The organism is Dictyobacter arantiisoli (assembly GCF_008326305.1).
In the GTDB taxonomy this organism is placed as follows: Bacteria; Chloroflexota; Ktedonobacteria; order Ktedonobacterales; family Ktedonobacteraceae; genus Dictyobacter; species Dictyobacter arantiisoli.
Genome location: NZ_BIXY01000108.1, coordinates 1 through 17,956, shown reverse-complemented (window position 1 = coordinate 17,956; position 17,956 = coordinate 1). Strand labels below are relative to the sequence as shown.

At 49.7% G+C, this 17,956-nt stretch carries 14 protein-coding genes and 1 pseudogene; 6 read left to right on the top strand and 9 right to left on the bottom strand.

Annotation, left to right across the window (positions count from 1 at the left end; translation table 11 throughout):
* Window positions 1-186: 186 nt before the first annotated feature.
* Both F1593_RS24665 and F1593_RS24660 read right to left on the bottom strand, forming a co-directional pair.
* The gene (locus F1593_RS24665; RefSeq protein WP_149404219.1) at window positions 187-1,341 is read right to left on the bottom strand and encodes an aspartyl protease family protein; all 1,155 of its coding nucleotides are present in this window, start codon (window positions 1,339-1,341) and stop codon (window positions 187-189) included.
* Window positions 1,342-1,885: 544 nt separating this feature from the next.
* On the bottom strand, window positions 1,886-3,586 hold the full coding sequence (locus tag F1593_RS24660; protein ID WP_149404218.1) for an ArnT family glycosyltransferase: 1,701 nt from the start codon (window positions 3,584-3,586) through the stop codon (window positions 1,886-1,888).
* A 647-nt stretch (window positions 3,587-4,233) separates the two neighbouring features.
* Between F1593_RS24660 and F1593_RS24655 the strand changes: the two genes are divergently transcribed.
* Window positions 4,234-4,794 (top strand): Chromate resistance protein ChrB, encoded by a 561-nt coding sequence (locus F1593_RS24655; RefSeq protein WP_149404217.1) that lies wholly within the window; start codon window positions 4,234-4,236, stop codon window positions 4,792-4,794.
* 453 nt (window positions 4,795-5,247) lie between these two features.
* Here the strand turns inward: F1593_RS24655 and F1593_RS24650 are convergent, their stop codons facing one another.
* A complete protein-coding gene (locus F1593_RS24650; protein WP_149404216.1) occupies window positions 5,248-6,159 on the bottom strand; it encodes an LLM class flavin-dependent oxidoreductase in 912 nt (303 codons plus the stop codon).
* Between the two features lie 195 nt (window positions 6,160-6,354).
* On the opposite strand from F1593_RS24650, the gene F1593_RS24645 reads away from it, so the two are divergent.
* Window positions 6,355-7,326 carry an aldo/keto reductase gene (locus tag F1593_RS24645; protein ID WP_149404215.1) on the top strand — a complete coding sequence of 324 codons (972 nt, stop codon included), beginning with the start codon at window positions 6,355-6,357 and terminating at the stop codon, window positions 7,324-7,326.
* A gap of 81 nt (window positions 7,327-7,407) precedes the next feature.
* Here the strand turns inward: F1593_RS24645 and F1593_RS24640 are convergent.
* Window positions 7,408-7,560 (bottom strand): annotated as a pseudogene (locus F1593_RS24640) (phosphotransferase family protein); the annotation flags it as partial.
* 156 nt (window positions 7,561-7,716) lie between these two features.
* Between F1593_RS24640 and F1593_RS24635 the strand changes: the two are divergent.
* On the top strand, window positions 7,717-8,799 hold the full coding sequence (locus F1593_RS24635; protein WP_149404214.1) for a lactonase family protein: 1,083 nt from the start codon (window positions 7,717-7,719) through the stop codon (window positions 8,797-8,799).
* A 166-nt stretch (window positions 8,800-8,965) separates the two neighbouring features.
* Here F1593_RS24635 and F1593_RS24630 read toward each other — a convergent pair whose 3' ends face one another.
* The 3 genes from F1593_RS24630 to F1593_RS24620 all read right to left on the bottom strand — a co-directional run bounded on the left by F1593_RS24630 (window position 8,966) and on the right by F1593_RS24620 (window position 11,742).
* Window positions 8,966-9,952, bottom strand: a complete 987-nt coding sequence (locus F1593_RS24630) for an NAD-dependent epimerase/dehydratase family protein (protein ID WP_149404213.1) — start codon at window positions 9,950-9,952, stop codon at window positions 8,966-8,968.
* A gap of 578 nt (window positions 9,953-10,530) precedes the next feature.
* Window positions 10,531-10,803, bottom strand: a complete 273-nt coding sequence (locus F1593_RS24625) for a hypothetical protein (protein WP_149404212.1) — start codon at window positions 10,801-10,803, stop codon at window positions 10,531-10,533.
* Window positions 10,804-11,052: 249 nt separating this feature from the next.
* Complete coding sequence (locus F1593_RS24620; protein WP_149404211.1) at window positions 11,053-11,742, bottom strand: LuxR C-terminal-related transcriptional regulator; 690 nt, start codon at window positions 11,740-11,742, stop codon at window positions 11,053-11,055.
* A 209-nt stretch (window positions 11,743-11,951) separates the two neighbouring features.
* Here F1593_RS24620 and F1593_RS24615 point away from each other — a divergent pair, with 209 nt between their 5' ends.
* Window positions 11,952-12,173, top strand: a complete 222-nt coding sequence (locus F1593_RS24615) for an ATP synthase F0 subunit C (protein ID WP_149404210.1) — start codon at window positions 11,952-11,954, stop codon at window positions 12,171-12,173.
* A gap of 124 nt (window positions 12,174-12,297) precedes the next feature.
* Window positions 12,298-12,576 carry an alpha/beta fold hydrolase gene (locus F1593_RS24610; RefSeq protein WP_149404209.1) on the top strand — a complete coding sequence of 93 codons (279 nt, stop codon included), beginning with the start codon at window positions 12,298-12,300 and terminating at the stop codon, window positions 12,574-12,576.
* On the opposite strand, the gene F1593_RS24605 is transcribed toward F1593_RS24610, so the two are convergent.
* Complete coding sequence (locus F1593_RS24605) at window positions 12,524-13,435, bottom strand: aquaporin (RefSeq protein WP_149404208.1); 912 nt, start codon at window positions 13,433-13,435, stop codon at window positions 12,524-12,526. The two genes, F1593_RS24610 and F1593_RS24605, sit on opposite strands and share 53 nt — an antisense overlap.
* A gap of 570 nt (window positions 13,436-14,005) precedes the next feature.
* On the opposite strand from F1593_RS24605, the gene fgd reads away from it, so the two are divergent.
* The gene (fgd, locus tag F1593_RS24600; RefSeq protein WP_149404207.1) at window positions 14,006-15,019 is read left to right on the top strand and encodes a glucose-6-phosphate dehydrogenase (coenzyme-F420); all 1,014 of its coding nucleotides are present in this window, start codon (window positions 14,006-14,008) and stop codon (window positions 15,017-15,019) included.
* Between the two features lie 189 nt (window positions 15,020-15,208).
* Here the strand turns inward: fgd and F1593_RS24595 are convergent, their stop codons facing one another.
* Complete coding sequence (locus F1593_RS24595; protein WP_149404206.1) at window positions 15,209-17,527, bottom strand: MMPL family transporter; 2,319 nt, start codon at window positions 17,525-17,527, stop codon at window positions 15,209-15,211.
* Window positions 17,528-17,956: the final 429 nt, after the last annotated feature.

The following is a 17,956-nucleotide window of genomic DNA, read 5'->3' as shown; positions in this document are numbered from 1 at the left end:
GCCACCCAAGGCCGAGCCTGCACCACCACGCCTCCCCGCCGCTCCTCCTGCTACGCTACCTGGTTCCTCTCGTCCTTCTGCTCACCACCCCTGGAAGCGATCTTTCCTACCGAGTTGAGTTCGCGCTCAAAAGAACTTTGCGAAAATCTGAGGGGCCCCCCCCACGATATGGAAAAAGAGCAAGCGTTAAAGAATGCGTGCAGTGAGTACTGAGACGCAACGCAATTCACCATCACGTTCAAGCAATAGGGTACAACGCTGTCCGGGGCTGCCTTTCAGCGCCGCCACGACTTTCGATAAGGGCTGTCCCTTCACTACCAGGCCATCTACCTGTAACAGGCGATCACCAACCTGGACAGCTTGCCGCACCCGAAAATGATTACCATCGGAGACAACCGCGATACTATAGGTACCGTCGCGATGAGGGGCCAGCGTCAATCCCACCATATCCATGTCATAAGGATAGGATGAACCCAGCCGTTCCCAATAGGACATGCTGTGCTGATAATCAATCTCAATGCGAAACTGTTTCAAAACATTCCCGGCCAGTACACCCACAATCGGGTCCAGGTGTTGCCCTGACAACCGCTCATCAAAAATTTCCGCCGGGCGTGAGACCGCTACGACCATTTTCACCAGCAAGGAACCGACAATGATGTAGGGAATACGCACCATACGCGCAAATGCATCACCAGTCGCGCCTACATTCGCGGTTCCGACTGCGCCAGAAGCCTGTGGCCATTGTGGATAGCGTTCAGACCAGGTTTCCAACAAGCGCTCGGAGATCATCGAACAGGAGGCACCGGTATCCAACAACATTCCCAGCCGTTCACCCGCAATATTCACTTCAATACGCGGCAGACGACTTTGAGGTGAAAAGGTCACCGGGACCGGCTCCCCATGGGATGTAGCTGGCCCGGCGGCTTCCCTGGGAGCAATGCTGAACTCCTGTTGAGGATAATCCAGCGTCACATAGTAGCGCGACAGGACAATACCCGGTAGCGTACCATCCACGCCATCGCCATAAAAACGCGCATAGTTTGCCGGTGCGATCCACGCCGTCACGCCTCGCAGATCCAACGCATACGTGCCAATGGACATCTGCGGCTTCCGCGTCACACGTTGATAGGTCAATGCTAATCCGGGCACGGAGCGCCTGCGATCCTGAACCATGCCCAGATCGCGTGCAAAAGCTTCTGTAAAGACCAACGCCTTCCCACCCGTATCCACCAGGAAACGAGCCTTGCGCATAGTACCACTACTCAGGGTAATATCCAAATCGATATATGCTCGATCATGGAGCAGATAAAGTGAAGTACATCCATGCTGCTGTACAGTCATTCTGCCTCCTTTGCACAGAAAGACACACCATTAGACCGATCTTACCATCTTTCTATCTCTATCTAATAGCACGAGAATTTCAAGCGTGCAAATGTATGTTGAATGCACATTGTTAGACGTCTGAAAAACGCTATTCTCAAAGATGCTCTTTCCTGGGAATGGTGCTGAACTCCGTAATTCAGTATATATAGCATAACATATACATTGAAAATAGCATTTCCATGCGTCAGTCAACAATTTAACTCCAGAAATAACCTGTCAGATAGATAGAAGATGGAGCGCAAATACGTTCTTGATCAAAGCACTATCCATAAACAAGAGAAAAACAATTTTCGCAGGCCAGGCGATAACACCTAAACGGTACACGCCAGAAATCCTATTTCTGTAACGTTGCCAGTTGGACAAGATCAAATAAAAAAAGAAGAGGCCGACCGCATAGATCACGCCTCCTCTTTTGAAATGAAACCATTACCCTGACACATCCATGCCCCAAAGGGCTTCCCCAGGCCATCTCAGGTTATAGGGTAGTAGTTTGTGCCGCCTGCTACGGAGCGACGGGCCTGATGTTTTTATAGATTACATACTGGTCAAATTCATAGCGCTTGTAGTTCCCAGGGGGCATCATCTGCATCATTTTGTTGAGAGCAGGTAAACAGTCATATTCCCAGATGGTCAGATATCGATTCTTTGGACACATCCAGGAGGCATTGGGCGTATTCTCAACTATTTGCTGATAAGGGGGATAGCGGTTGCCGTGTTCGACGAGGTTGGCTTTGACGCTGACACAGAGGAGCTTACGGTCACTGGCGATCATCAGATTATTGCAGGTCCAGTAATCGGTATAAAAGCGCGTGACGCCGATACGCTCAAGATTGGCGACCAGATCCATGCGTGATAATTCTGCGGCCTGCGTTCTGGGTACTTCACTAAACGCAATGCCGGTTCCAATCACCAGGATCAATGCTAGCAGTGCCAGCAAGGCACGACTCCCATAGAGACGGAGACGTTGCCATGTCGCCAGCGACTTGAGTTGGCTGGCCGCACGGTAAAGAGGAGACATCACTGCGGGTGTACTGATCAAGAGCGTAATTAAGTAGCGGGCATGGTAGCCAGGTTGGCTCACTGGACCAGAGCTATAGATATAGACGAGAAGAATACCCGACCAGCAAAGAAGCAATGTCACCTGGGTAACCAGACGAACTAGCTCCTGGTGAAATTCACGCTCGGGCAAGATCTTCCTCTTTTTTGCCAGATGGCGTACTGCCAGGATCAATGAAACCAGCCCGATCACTACCAGAGCGATATAAAAAAAGCTCCACGAGGATTGGATAATTCCACACTGCAACGTTCGAGGAGTATTATCGCCCAGGAAAGGATATTCATTGACGGGACAAAACGGCAAGCCGGTCGCTGTTGGCAGGCTGACTTGAATGGTGTTCACTAGATTGATCCATAATGCCCCCATGCTGAGCATACTCTGCGAACCAGTACCATGCACCAGACCAAGCAGAGTGGTAATTGGATCTTTATGGATTGATGCATTGTAGAGTAAACTGGGCAAAAAGCCCAGTAATCCGCCAACAATCAGGCAGAGCCAGCCTCCCCAGACAAGCAGCTCACGCCAACAAAAAAAGAGTAACAATAAGGTCGCGAATGCCATTACAGGCAATACAATCATATCGCTCCAGAGGCCCAGCCCAACCACTATGCCATACAGGACATAGATCGGCAAGCGTTTGAGTCTCACCTGGAACGATAGCGAACGCTGGTAGGTCATAGCCAACCATGAAGCAAGAAAGAAGGCGAATGTACCAAAGAGCAATGTCTGTGTGGAACCGCCTGTAGCGATAACCTGGCGGGTCAAATAGGGAATCGAACCAACACTGAGCAGGGCAATTGTGACGATTGCCATTTTCTTGGAAAAGATCAGGCGTGCGAAAAAATACATCGCAATAAAGAACAGTGTGGTCAGGAAAATGACCCCAAAGCGCATCGCCATAATCGAAGGTCCGCCGGTCAAGCGAAAGAGCAAAGCACCCAGATAAGCTTCAATTGTGCCCATATAATCTTGCTGGTAAAAATTCAGCGGTCGCTCACCTTTATACGCGATATTATAGGCCATAATCATCATTGTGCCTTCATCGCTATTTGTCGGCGGCCAGTGCATGACAACAAGAACCACACGCAAGACAGTTGCGAATGCAATAGAAATAAAAGCAGCAAGACTGTAACGATTTAACTTCATATATTTAGCTTTTAGAACATCTATCAACTGCGTCTCCCCTATGAACGATACCTATAGTTATGGCGCTGCTATACACATGAAAGGAAAGTGTACACAACTTCCCCTGCTATTTTCAGGCGTTCTTTAATTATAGAGAATGGCCGCCCTGAGTTGGAAAAATCAGAAAGTGGCTAGTACTTTTGCATCTTAACACAGCGCTATAAAACCAGCACTTTACACTCATTTTGTTTTTCAGCTGGTTAAACAAACTCTTAAAACAAATGCTTACAAATCCCATATGTAAGAATAATCGCACTTTACCTACAATATACACAACTTTGCCAGCCCCCATAACATTGAGTTGACTGGCAAGCAACAAGACAAGAACGCGGACATCCTGTAAAGGATGGAGAGACTTATGAAACCGCCGGATCAGCTTCATTTCCTACTGTAGCAGGCTCCGCCATTTCTAATGAAATCGTTGGGGAAGTCGACGTGCGGTTGAATGCCAGATTTAATAGTATAGCAGTAATACTACCTGCGGTGATACCACTATTCAAGATAATTTGCAACCAACCAGGAAATTCACGCTTCCTGTCTATGGTACACTTTCATGCAACAGTTGTTTCATTATAATATGCAACATTGATTGCACGAGAAAGGTTACTATGCAGAGCGATGAATGGCTCCTCTTTGCGCCTCAGCTTCCGGCTTCCCCATCGAGCTTGCGCGTGATGGTCTGGCGGCGCATGCAAGGTAGCGGCGCGTTACTCCTACAAAATGGCCTCTGGATACTTCCCCATACGGCGGAACATGCGGACTTTATTACGAAAGTGATCGCAAGCCTGGAGAAACAACAGGGGAGCGGCTGGTTCTTTATTTCAAAGGCGGGAGACGAGCTACAACAGCAACGGTTGGTGGAGAATTTTCAAGCGGAACGCCAACAGGAATACACAGAACTCGGCAAGCGTGGAGACGCCTTTCTTGCCCACCAAAGAGAAGAGGTACTGGCCCAACAATGGACATTCGCATCCCTGGAAGCATACGAGCATGCTCTGCACAATCTGACCAGCGAGCTACGAAAAATTCAGCAGCGCGATTTCTTTCCAACAGTCCATAGCCAGGCTGCGATCGAACTGCACGCACAATGCAGCCAGGCTGTCTACGAATACGCCATCGCCACCTACACACAATATAACCAAAATACCCCACGCGACTACACAATATAACCACGTTACCCACACATCCAAACGTAGCTGCCACCTACGGTGGAGCTATACGCTCATCTTGCACTGTGATGAGATGCAACCCATCACATGTGTCCATCGCTCTCTAACGCATCTTTAGGGCGAGGTTTGTGTACGACTCCACCGTAGAACGGCAATACCGCTTCAATAACGAGAATCATGATGGAGAAATGTAGGTGCGTGCCGAGGTCGCAACCGAGGTGCGCTTTCCCGTGAATCGTACGATTCCCAAGCCCCGAAGCCCTGTATCCATTTCTCTGGGATCGAGAGATGATGGAATGGAAGATGTAGGCACGGCACGAAGCGCAAGCGCAGGTCCGTGCAATGCCTACGTTTTTTCTCATACATCCTCTTAGTGCAATGAGAAGTCATTCGTATGCGTTTGGATCGTAATAACTCCATTGCAGCAGGACGTCATTATCATTCGTTTGGATATTAGTGACTCAACTGCGGCAGGACGTCATTGACCAGCGTTTGGAGCGTGATCAGATTAGGAAAGCCTTCACAGGAGAGGATAAAATAGTCGATGCCGAGGTCGATGAAGGGACGTATCTGCGCGATGATTTGTTTGGGCGTGCCAACAAAGGCGTGCGATGAGTTTTGTATTTTGCCCGTTGCCAGTTCATGGACAATTGATTCGTTGGGAGCGCAGATACATTTGGCGCGCATGACTTTACGCAAACTTGCGGGATTGCGTCCTATCTCACGGCATGCCTGCTCACAGTTGGCGATATGCCGCTTGACGGTATCAATATCCCCTTCTCCAACCTCCCACCAATCAGCATAACGTGCAATGAGGTTCAGCATTCTGGGTTTAAATCCTGCGATCAGGATAGGTGGAAGGGGATCTGGCCGGGGGTGACAATAGGCATTTGCGGCGCTATGATACTTGCCCTGAAAGCTGACATTGTCCTGCGTCCAGAGCGCTCTGGTGATCTGTAATGTCTCCTCCAAAGATTCAACGCGCTCACCTGGGGTGGGAAAGTCAATATTATAGGCATTGCATTCTTCTTCATGCCAGCCCGCGCCTATGCCGAAGATGAAACGTCCCTGACTCATATATTGCAGAGTGGCGGCCATTTTTGCCAGCAAGGCGGGATTGCGGAACAGTTGGCATAGGACCAGATGTCCGAATTTCAGTTCAGGACGTTGTGCCGCCAGATAGGTCAGCGCGGTCCAGCCCTCTAACGTATCGCTAGCGCCAAACTGTACGTGATCTGACATCCAGGCGGAGTCAAAGGAGTGCGCAATGATCTCCAGACCACGTCTGTTGGCCTTGAGATACGCGTTGCGTTCGATATTACCGTTACCAACTGGCATTGACCAGCCAAATTGAACACCCGTCATGTGTCACCTTCCTCATGGATTGTTTGTCCTTCCTCATCAATACGATTTCCACCCTTCAACTGTATACAAACTAGAGAGACGTTTCCAGTTCAGAGCGAAAGTCACACAGACGAAAAGTCGTTGTATTTCGTCATCCCATCACATAGAATATATTTATAAAAGAGGAATATTGTAGTTATAAAGAAGGAGTAAGCGATGCATTACCGCACGTTGGGCAGGACAGGTCTGTCTGTCTCGGAAATTGGCTATGGGGCCTGGGGTATTGGCAAGAGTGGCTGGGTGGGAGCTGATGATGAGGAGTCGTTGCAAGCTCTGCAAAAGGCAATTGATCTGGGCTTGAATTTTATCGATACCGCCCTGGGTTATGGCAATGGGCATAGCGAGCGCCTGGTAGGGCAGGTTGTGCGCAAGAATATCAGCAAACGCATTTATATCGCGACCAAGGTTCCTCCGAAGAATGGTCAATGGCCCGCGCGCCCCGGCGTGCCAGTCTCTGAAACTTTCCCAAAGGATTATGTGATCGAGCAGACAGAAATAAGCCTGCGCAATCTGGGTACGGAAACAATCGATGTCTTGCAATTCCACGTCTGGCAAGATGACTGGGTGGGCCAGGGAGATTGGCTGGAAGCCATCCAGCAGTTAAAAGGGCAGGGCAAAATTCGCTTCTTTGGCATCTCGGTGAATGATCATGAGGCCGACAATGTGCTGCGCGCCATCGGCACTGGAGCTATCGATACTGTACAGGTTATCTATAATGTGTTTGATCAGAGTCCTGAGGATCGACTCTTCGCCGCCTGCCAGAAACAGAATATCGGTGTGATTGTGCGTGTCCCATTGGATGAAGGAGGCCTGACAGGCAAGGTGACACCTGATAGCACCTTTGATACCGCCGACTTCCGTGCGCACTATTTCCATGGCACGCGCAAAAATGATGTCTATAGCCGCGTCAGAAATATGGCCGCCGACCTGGGAGTCTCCATTGATGAGATCCCTGAGATTGCGTTGCGCTTCGCCTTACACCATCCCGCTGTCTCGACCATTATTCCTGGGATGCGTTCAATACGCAATGCCGAACGTAACATGGCAATCAGCGACGGCAAGGCACTTACCCCTCAGCAACTTAAAATCCTCAAGAAGTATCGCTGGATACGTAACTTCTACGCTTGATTACGTTTATAATACCCTTATACTCACAGCTTCGTGTCCACACAAACAGGACACGAAGCTGCATAGCTCAATTGGAGATCATCACAAACCAAACTTCATCTCACCATGGCAGACGGAGAGCGCACGTCGGGCCAGAGCTGGCACTCCTTGATCGAGCAGTTGGAAGAAAGGATCATCGGTTGTGCCGGAGAGATAGCGCTTATAGCTTCCCTCAAGCAGAATCGCTAATTTCCAGATCGCCAGGGCCGTGAGGTGCTCCCGCACTGCTGCGCCTTTTACAGGGTTTTCCGCTTCCCTTTTATAGTATCCCCATCCTGATTTTCATGTCATAATAATAACATGCCCTTCTGAGGGGTAGAAACTACACAAAAAGGAGAGCTGAAATCCAGCATGAATATACAACATACGAGCAATGTCTACATTGGCACTTATGCTAATCAACAAGATCCAGGCATCTTTCTCTATACACTGGATACCGATACCGGCACGCTGACATACATTGATAGCATAGCAGGCATCGAAAATCCTTCATTTCTCGCACACGATCAGCAACAACGGTACCTCTATGCGGTCAGCGAGACATTGGAGTATCAGGGACAGGCAGGAGGATCGGTAGCCACGTTTGCCATCGACAACCAGGCAGGCCAACTGACCTTCCTCAATCAACAACCCACGCTGGGTGAGGACCCTTGCTTTCTGACGCTTGATGGAAACCAACGCTTTCTCGTGCTCAACAACTATACTGGAGGCAGCATCTGTCTCTATCCTCTGCAAGCCAACGGCGAAATTGGTCCCTTAGCAGACAAAATCCAACACCACGGTTCCAGCCTCGATCCACAACGCCAGAGTAGCGCGCATCCCCATTCCTGCACGTTTGATCCCGCTGGCAATGCATTTCTGGTGGCCGATCTCGGACTGGACAAAATCATCACCTATCATATCGACGCGGAGCAGCAGAAATTCATCTATCAGGCAGAAACAGCCAGCAAGCCGGGTGCAGGACCCAGACACATGGCCTTCCATCCCAGCAAGAATTATGCCTACGTGATCAATGAGCTTGCTTCAACTATTACAGCGTACAGCTTTGATCCCATTACCTGCACACTCGATCCAATTCAAAGCATCACTACACTGCCAGTGGGCTTCACGGGCACCAATACCTGTGCGGATATCCATATCCATCCCACAGGTGCATTCCTCTATGGCTCGAATCGGGGGCATGACAGTATCGCCGTCTTCGCGCTTGAGCAGCAAACGGGCAAGCTCAGTGCCATAGCACATAGCTCCAGTGGAGGAAAATGTCCACGGAATTTCGCTCTGACACCGGGAGGAAAATTCTTGCTCGCAGCCAATCAACAAACCAATAACGTGGTCACATTCGCCATTGATCCAACCAACGGCACCCTGACCGCAACCGGAGATGCTATACAATTGCCGCAGCCAGTCTGCATCAAAATTATGGGTGATCAATAAAAAGCAGAAACGAGGAAGCTAAGCAGAGGATGCACCGCTTAAGAGTATCGTGGCTCCACGCTCGCAACCTGCAGCGTGGTCACGATAGCTCTTTCCGCTTCATAGTGCAAAGCGATGCGTTAAAAAAAGAACGATCAAGGACGATAAAAGCAACAATAGTAGTTTCTTATATAGCAATACGATGCTGTAACTGCCAGGTCTCCACGGTGCGTTCGATACCCTCAGCCACCGAAACAATCGGCTGATAACCAAGATCTCGACGTGCCGCAGTGATATCATATGTCTGTGTACAACTCAGCATATCAACACCATAGCGTGTCAGAATGGGAGCCATACCTTTCCCACGTTCGGCCTGACGTTCTCTGAAGCTAGCCACGGCTCGCGCAAACGGCAAAGGCACATAACGCAACTCAGTTGAACATTTCACACGTTGTAATAATGTGCGAATCATATCCCATATATAAACATGCTCATCATTGGTAATAATATATGTTTTACCTGTAGCATTCACAACATAGAGAGCTGCCAGCAGAGCCTGCGTCACATTATCAACATACGTCAAATCAACTTGATTCCGTCCATTGCCAATCTGATAGAACCGCTGCTGAGCTGCCGCCTCAACAACACCTGGCAACCACTGATCGCCGGGGCCAAAGACAAAACTGGGACGAATAATCACCGCTGGCACATCCACAGTTGACTTCACCATCTCCTCGGCACGCTTTTTCGTTAAAGCATAATCCGACGTAAAGTGGCGCGTATAGGGGGTCTGTTCAGAAATAGCATGCTGGTCGTGTCCATTAAAAGTAACACAGGTCGACGATACATACACACAGCGCTTGACATGATGCCTGCGACACCCTTCCAGCACCGCCGCCGTCCCTTCAATATTCACAGCTGCGAAATCCGTACCATCGCCCCATGGACCCACCAGCGCCCCCAGATGATAGACAGTATTCATCCCTGCGCAAGCCGCATAGACTGCCTCATGATCGCGCAAATCACATTTGATAGGGATCGCACCATCCGTCAAAAAATCCTGCACACTCACAAAATTACGCCCCATCACATACACGCGATGACCTCGATCCAACAGAGCAGAAACAAGATGCCGACCAAGAAAACCGGTCCCACCTGTAACAAGAATCTTCATCTTTGTCCTTCCAACTCCTTTTATAGTGAAAGCAACCGCCTCCAGAACTCAACAAACCTGACACTACACAACAAGAACTATCTCCCTCACAGATGCATCATTGATACAGCATAACAATCTATACTAAAGAATGAATCGCTTTAACAACATACATTGTGTCATTTGTCTCAAATGCATAGCTAGAATAGGCTAGACCACCCATTATAAGGACGCGACAAACGGCCAGTTATGAGAAAAACAGGAGAACAGGGCCTACCAATCACGGCATTCATATTCTAGCAACAGTGCAACACATGCTAGCAATGAAAAATCAACAAGAAAAATCCGTTGCAGATAGTATGCAACGGATTTTTCTTGAGAAGGTGTCGGACTTCCAGGCCCATCGGGATCTTACTGTTTGACCGGCTGGCAGGCGCATGCGCGCCTGCGCCCTTTTTAGTGTGTGGTGTCGGGAAAGTTCGAAGAACTTTTCCGACACCACACACTAAAAAGATGTTTGAGCACCGCAGGTGCGAAAACTCATGCACAGAGATTATGGAGAGCATGGGAGTCCGACACACTCTGAGTATTGATTGGTCTTAGAGCAATGGAGAGGTGACAGAAGCCAGGACATGATAGACGGCGCCTGTGGTGTCGGAGGGCAAGGGAGGATGATGTTGCAGGGCTGTTACGCCAAAGAACGCAAAACCAATAATCACCAATACTGCAACTATCCAGAGCACGGCGTTCAAAAACCTGCGTCTGGGTGTGTATTCGGGAGTATAAATCTCCGCCAGTTCCTCGGTGCTATCTTGTTCAGCCGCTGGCATGTTATCTATCGTAGCGCGATCACTTTGAGGCTGCTTTTGCACAATGGTACCACTTTCCAGTGACTTCGCTTAGCGAAATCAGTCCATTTAAATACTTGCGACAATGAAAATGTAGCACAGAAATGATCATTCTCCCACATCGCTACCTGCTACGCGGCTTTTCTGCGGTGCGCTTTCCTGCACAATTCTAAGGCTGGATGGGACGAGAATTGAACCATTCAACTGGCCTATATCTCTTATACACTAAAAATTCAATTTCAACAAGGCCAATCAGGATCTTCCAAATCCTGATTAGCGTTTCTGCAGGGTTAGAATACCACGCTCAAGCGCGACGGCGACGGCTGAGGCACGCGAATCGACTCCTAGCTTGAAATAAATGCTTGCCAGATGGGATTTAACGGTGGGCTCGCTGATACTCAAGCAGACAGCTATCTCTTTGTTGCGCTCACCATAGACTACACGCTGCAATACCTCACGCTCACGTTCAGTTAACTCGCTATCAGTACTCTTCTGAGGGCCGGGCGCGGATAGATGGAGGCTGTTCGTGTTAATACATGCCAGCAGGCGCGCAACCGCTTCTGGCGCCAGCAAGGTATGTCCATGTCCCACGGCATGGATGGCATACAATAATGCCGCACGCTCGCTACGCAAGGGAAGATAGGCACTGACGCCCGCCCGCAAAGCTCGGAGCAGATGGTCGTCGTGCTGCTGTCCCGTATAAATCAGAATCGCCACTTGCGGCCATTCGCCGCGTATCAGTTGAATCGCCTGCCAGCCATCCTGCTCAGGCATATGGGGATCGATCAAGAGTACATCGGGTTCACATTCGCCGACCAGACGTATCGTTTCGGGGATACTACTGGCACAGCCTACAAGCTCAATCTCAGGACTGCCTGCCAGCATGCAGCGCAATCCATCCTGAACCACCTGATGGTCATTGGCAATGAGCAGAGAAATTTTTTTCCGTTCTTTATTTCCCATCTGCCCTCCTCATTATTCTTTTCATTCTGCTTTTAATTATACCAGAATAAGTAGCCGTAATACCAGCCATCAAAGGGTTGTCATCCAAAAGACTAAGGGAATGTAGTGCGAACGTATGATGGTATTTCAAGGTATGGACAGTTACAATAACAGTGTCAAGAACGAGCAAAGAAAATAGAGATTATAAGAAAGACGGAGGTACAACATCGATGGGTATTTATCAAGCTATTGGGGTCGCGCTGGCGATTGGATTAGGCGGCATTGGCGCAGGTCTGGCAATGGGTATGGCAAACGGCAAAGCCTATGAGGCATTAGGACGGAATCCCGAAGCAGCCCCGGCCATTCGCATGAACTTTTTATTGGGTCTGGTCTTCGCAGAAACTATCGCAGTATATGCACTGCTGGTCGCCTTCCTGCTTCTGTTTCGCTAGTAGCGGAATGCGCAGGCAACAAACCACCGTCATACTTTCCTGCCCGGCGACAAATAGTAGAGTATGGCGTTTAGATAGATGTCAAACTATATGTATCCACTAGTGAAATAGAGGAAGTATTTCTATGGCATTTGAACAACCAGTACAACACGGCTTCGTGCCTGTGCCAGGTGCCCGCATCTATTATGAAGTTGCGGGCACCGGCTCACCGGTAGTCTTGCAACATGGAGGATTTCTGGATCGACGGGTATGGGATAATCATTTTCAATTTCTGGCCCGCCAGCATCAAGTGATTCGCTATGATATGCGCGGCTCCGGCTTAACCGAGGTAGAGCCTACTACCAGTCCATTCATCCCTCATCAGGACCTACCCGGTGCGGTTGGGGAATATTCTCTTCCCTGACATCGTGCGGTACAACACTTTCATCGTCGTCCAGGGCTGCCTGCCCATCTTCATACTGCTCTTTTATTATCTCCTGTGAGCGGGGGAGAATCACATATTCATACAGAAAGGCAGCCAGGATAGCTCCCACCAGTGGCCCAATCCAGTACACAATATGATTATTCCAGTCGCCACTGGCAAGGGCTGGCCCAAAAGCACGGGCAGGATTCATCGCACCTCCGGTTAAGACGCCAGCGCCCAGAATTCCCACCATCACGGTCAGGCCAATGGCGAAACCGCCCAGTTTGGGCGCACGTGTATCGATGGCGGTTCCATAGATAGCCAGCAATAAGAAAAAGGTTAAGAGCGCCTCCACAACCACACCGGCCTGCGGCGAGATGCCAGTGGAAAGGCCAGGCGTACCAAGTTGCGCTGCCTTCCAGATCGAGACCGGAAATGTTACACGCAAGAGGAAGGCTCCCAGCGTCGCACCTAACAACTGCGCCAGGAGATAAGCCAGCGCTAATAATGCTTTGATACGATGAGCCACTAGCAGCGCAACCGTCACAGCGGGATTAAAATGTCCGCCAGAAGTGGCTCCGAAGATCGTAATCAAAATGCCAAGCGCCAGACCGTGCGCGGCGGCGATACCCATCAGTCCAACTGAGTCCTGCGTCCAGGTATTGGCAATAATTGATCCGGCTCCGATAAAGACAAATAAGAAACATCCCACAAATTCAGCCACAATAGCACTGACATCCTTGCGCGTGAGGCCACGAACCGGTTTTACTGCTGTTGAGGGCACAAGCACTTCAGGACTGGCTTCCAATACGACATCAGCAAACTGCCCATCTACATAACCACCAATTTGGTCACTCATTACAAACACCCTTCTTTCTCTTTTAGTCGCAACACCAGCACAGACCATCCTCTCCTGTATTGCCTGCCTTCATAAAAAGTGCATGGTGCCACTCATTTCATTATAGAGAAAGAGCTAAATCACGACTATCTCATTTATCCATCCGCATTCATCCGTACGCAAACAGACACCAACGTAGCTCTCTCCCACATACGAGAAACCAGATGTCTTTACTGTGAGGATTACGCAGATAAATGATTTTCGATTTGTAAGCGTGTTAAGGCACCGTCAGCGATAAATAAACGATATTTGAGGGTTAGCTCTGCCTGCGGCGGAAGTGTAATAGCGATATAAGAGATAAATTATTACTTGGATTTAATAGTTATTAATAAGAGCAAAAATTAGCGTATGTAAAAAATGTTACTCTTGCAGATTTGAGAGATTTTTCTCCAGGTGATATGCTGGCAAGGACAAAGTTTTTGTTCAATGTGATAGCGCTATTCCTATGTATCCCGCTGGGAACAGAACCTACGACAGGGATACAAAGAGATATGCTACCATCACTTCGATAACAGTGAGGAGTTCTCTATTATGGGAAAGCATCCCTTGAAACTGGGCTATAAGGCGTCGGCGGAGCAATTTGGTCCGCGCCAACTCTTGGATTTTTCGGTTGAGGCTGAAGAGTGCGGATTTGATAGCGTCTGGATTAGCGATCATTTCCAGCCCTGGCGACATACCAATGGGCATGCCCCTCAAGCTTTTGCCTGGCTGGGTGCGCTGGGTGAACGCACCAAACGCGTGCAATTGGGTACCAGCGTATTGACACCAACCTTCCGCTATGAACCCGCTATCGTGGCGCAGGCGTTTGGAACCCTCGGTGTCCTCAATCCTGGGCGTATGATTCTTGGCGTCGGCTCCGGCGAGTCCCTGAATGAGGTGGCTGTGACGGCTGCTGAATGGCCGGAGGCCAAGGAACGCCTGGCCCGTCTGCGTGAAGCAGTAGCCATGATCAAACAGCTCTGGACTGAGGATCTGGTCAACTTTGACGGCAAATATTATAAAACCAAAAACGCCACTATCTATGACAAACCAGAGCAGCCTATCCCCATTTATATCAGCGCGGGCGGTCCAGTTGCGGCCAAATTCGCTGGTCGAGCGGGCGATGGCTTTATCTGTACCTCAGGAAAGGGTGACGAGTTGTATCGCGATAAGCTCCTACCAGCCGTTGAAGAGGGCGCACGCGCAGTCAATAAAGATCCAGATGACATCGAGCGCACCATCGAAGTCAAAGTCTCCTTTGACAGAGAGCATAAGCGTGCCATGGCTGATACACGCATCTGGGCCGCTCTGGCCTTGCCTGCAGAGGATAAAGTCGCCATCCATGATGCACGTGAGATGGAGCGAAAGGCCGAGGCGGTCGCCGATCAGGCCCATCGTCGCTGGCTTGTCTCTAATGACATCGATGAACATATTGAACAGATCCGTCCCTACATTGAATTGGGTTTCACCCACCTGATCTTCCATGCACCGGGCGACGATCAGTCCCGCTTCCTCCAACTCTACTCAAAAGAGATCCTGCCACGCCTCCGCCAACGCTGGGGCTAGGCCAGGGCAGCACTCATAATCAATCAACAAACAACTAAAAAGGAAGAGATCCATCCTTTATCCCTTTTAAGGAGTACAGGATGGATCTCTTCCTTACAGCGCCTGCTAGCAAGAATACTGCACAAGCATCCAACCAAGAGACAACGCAACCGAAATATCTACAACTATCAATATATCGGGTGGGTGGAACTAGACCAGTACCGCATCGTCACTTTTCGATATATTATTATCTGGCACATTTTCGAGCGGTTCATCGCTCGGTTCACGCAATCCAATCCGTAGCCAGAGCCATTGGAGTGGGCGCGGCGCCCACCAGTTCCATGTACCCAGCAGATTCATCATGGCAGGGACCAGAATGGCACGCACCAGCGTTGCATCCATCAGGATTGCCAGACAGAGGCCCACACCGAGTTCTTGAATAAAGATTATCCGCGAGGTGCCAAAGGCTCCAACGACGATTGCCAGTAAGAAGGCGGCACTGGTAATCAGCCAGCCGGTACGCTGCAAGCCGGTTGCGACGGCCTCACGATTATCTCCGGTCCGGTCAAACTGCTCCTTGATACGACTGAGCAAGAAGACTTCATAGTCCATCGAGAGACCAAAAGCGATGGCAAAGACCAGGATCGGTTGGGTACTATCCAGAGCACCAAAGGCTTTAAAACCGAAGAGATTCTGTAAGTGCCCATCCTGGAAAATCCAGACCAGGGCCCCAAAGGTCGCCGAGAGCGAGAGCATATTCAAAATGATCGCTTTTAGCGGCATGATCAGGGAGCCGGTCATTAAGAACAGGAGAATGAAAATCGCGACCACCATGATACTACCAGCACGCGGCAGACTATTTCCCAGGCTTGCAAACTGATCCATCTCTGAAGCCGATAGGCCTCCAACCAGCGAGGTAATACCAGCCGGTCGCGCCAGCTTGCGTACCTGTGTCACCACATCTTTGGCCTGATTGGAATGGGCAGCGAGATCTACCGTGAGCGTAACTTTCGTGACGTTCTGCTTCGCCAGTTGTTGCGCAGCCGCCATCACTGGTGGATTCAACGCTGGATGCGCATACAGTTGCTGGTACTGAGCCAGTGTCACGCCAGGAGTCAGACTGACCACACTCTGGACCTTTGTGACATGTGACAGATTTTTTAAATCACTGACATAGCTATCCATTTTCGCCAGATTATCCGCCGTCAGGACATCTCCATGCGTTTGCACGGCCAGCACAATCGTGGTGTCGTTCTGGTTCGGGAAATTTTGCTTCAACTGCTCAGCTACAGTGCGTGAGGAGATGTTCAAAGGCAGCGAACGCTCATCCTCAGTCGCGAATGAGATATGCAAGAATGGTGTACCTAATCCCAGCAAGGCAAGGATACACAATAGCGAGACAGGAATGCTCCAACGCATCACGAAGTAAGAGAGGCGATACCAGGCCCCACGCTTATCTGATAGCGCGACGCTCTGCTGGCCGCGCTTACGCCACAGGCGCTGAATCGAGAGGGCGTTTACCCGTGTTCCCAGCAGGGACAACAATACGGGCAAGATCGTGATAGAACCCAGCATCGCCACCAGGGCCGAGGCAATCGTTGCCAGGCCAATTGACTTCAGGACGCTCTGCGGGAAGACCAGCAAGCTTAACAGGCTCGTACAGACGGTAAGTCCCGAGAACAGAACAGTGCGCCCCGAGGTCGCCATTGCCCGCTGGATCGCACGCTGAACATCGCCTCCATTCTGAGAGAGTTCCTCGCGGAAACGCGTCACCATAAAGAGAGAATAATCAATTGCCAGACCAAGGGCAATAATTGTAACGACATTTGTCGCAAAGCTCGAAACAGAAATAAAGTTTGTCAATACATGCAGGACAGCGAAGGAACCCAGAATGGCAAAACCACCCACCAGTAATGGCAGGATGGCCGCAACCAATCCACCAAAGATCAAGACCAACAACACAGCCACAATTGGCAGTGCCACGGTCTCCGAGAACTCTAAGTCATGATAAAGTTGTTCATTAAACTGGACACCTGAGGCCAGTGTTCCACCAATATCAATATGTAAATCAGGAGAGGTAATAAACGGTTTCAGACGATTGTAGACAGTTGTATTCCCATCTTTGGTAGACACATCTAACGTCACAAACGTTTCCCGCTGATCATGCGAGAGAAAATCAGAACTATGCGTATCATAATACGAATGAGCCGTGAGCACCTCTGGATGCTCTTTGAGCTTATCAATCAAGCTATTTGTAGCCTGCTCAAACGCCGGTTCAGTCGCTTTCAAATTGGCATTATCGTGCAGCAAGAGCACCAGCAAACTGCTCTTTGATCCCTGCGGCGCAAAGGTCGCATCCAACAAATCCTGCGCCTTCGCAGACTCACTATTTGGATCATTCAAACCTGTGTCAACAGACGAGTTAAATGCCCCCGCACCATATAATCCCAACCCGATACTTGCTACAATCGCCAGCACCAGAACAGCCCACCGCGCACGATAGAGCCATCCACCAAGCCTGGTTAACATTTAGTATCCTTTCAACACATACTTTTCAAAACAGCAAGAAGTATGTCATACAGCTCAAGAGCATACAGAACGATAAATACTGCGCTTCAACCGTATGTAAAACAAGAGAGCAGAAGACAAGTACGGGCAATCAAGGCAATTCCGCATCTAATCCTCTAATGAGAGTATAGCAAAAAATGAGGATATATTTGAGAAAATCAACCCTCGTAGACCAAATGGTTTATCGATTATTCAAGCGGCTACTCGTGCGCTAGCTTGCAATTAAAGTAAATAATCCAGCACTATCTCTATCCAGTCATGCCAAGCTGAGAGAGTGTCAGCCTCCCAATACCAGCGGGATCTTGCTGCTCCCTGGCTGGCAGGCGCGTGCGCGCCTGCGCCCTTTTTAGTGTGTGGTGCAGGAAAGGTGCACAGCACCTTTCCTGCACC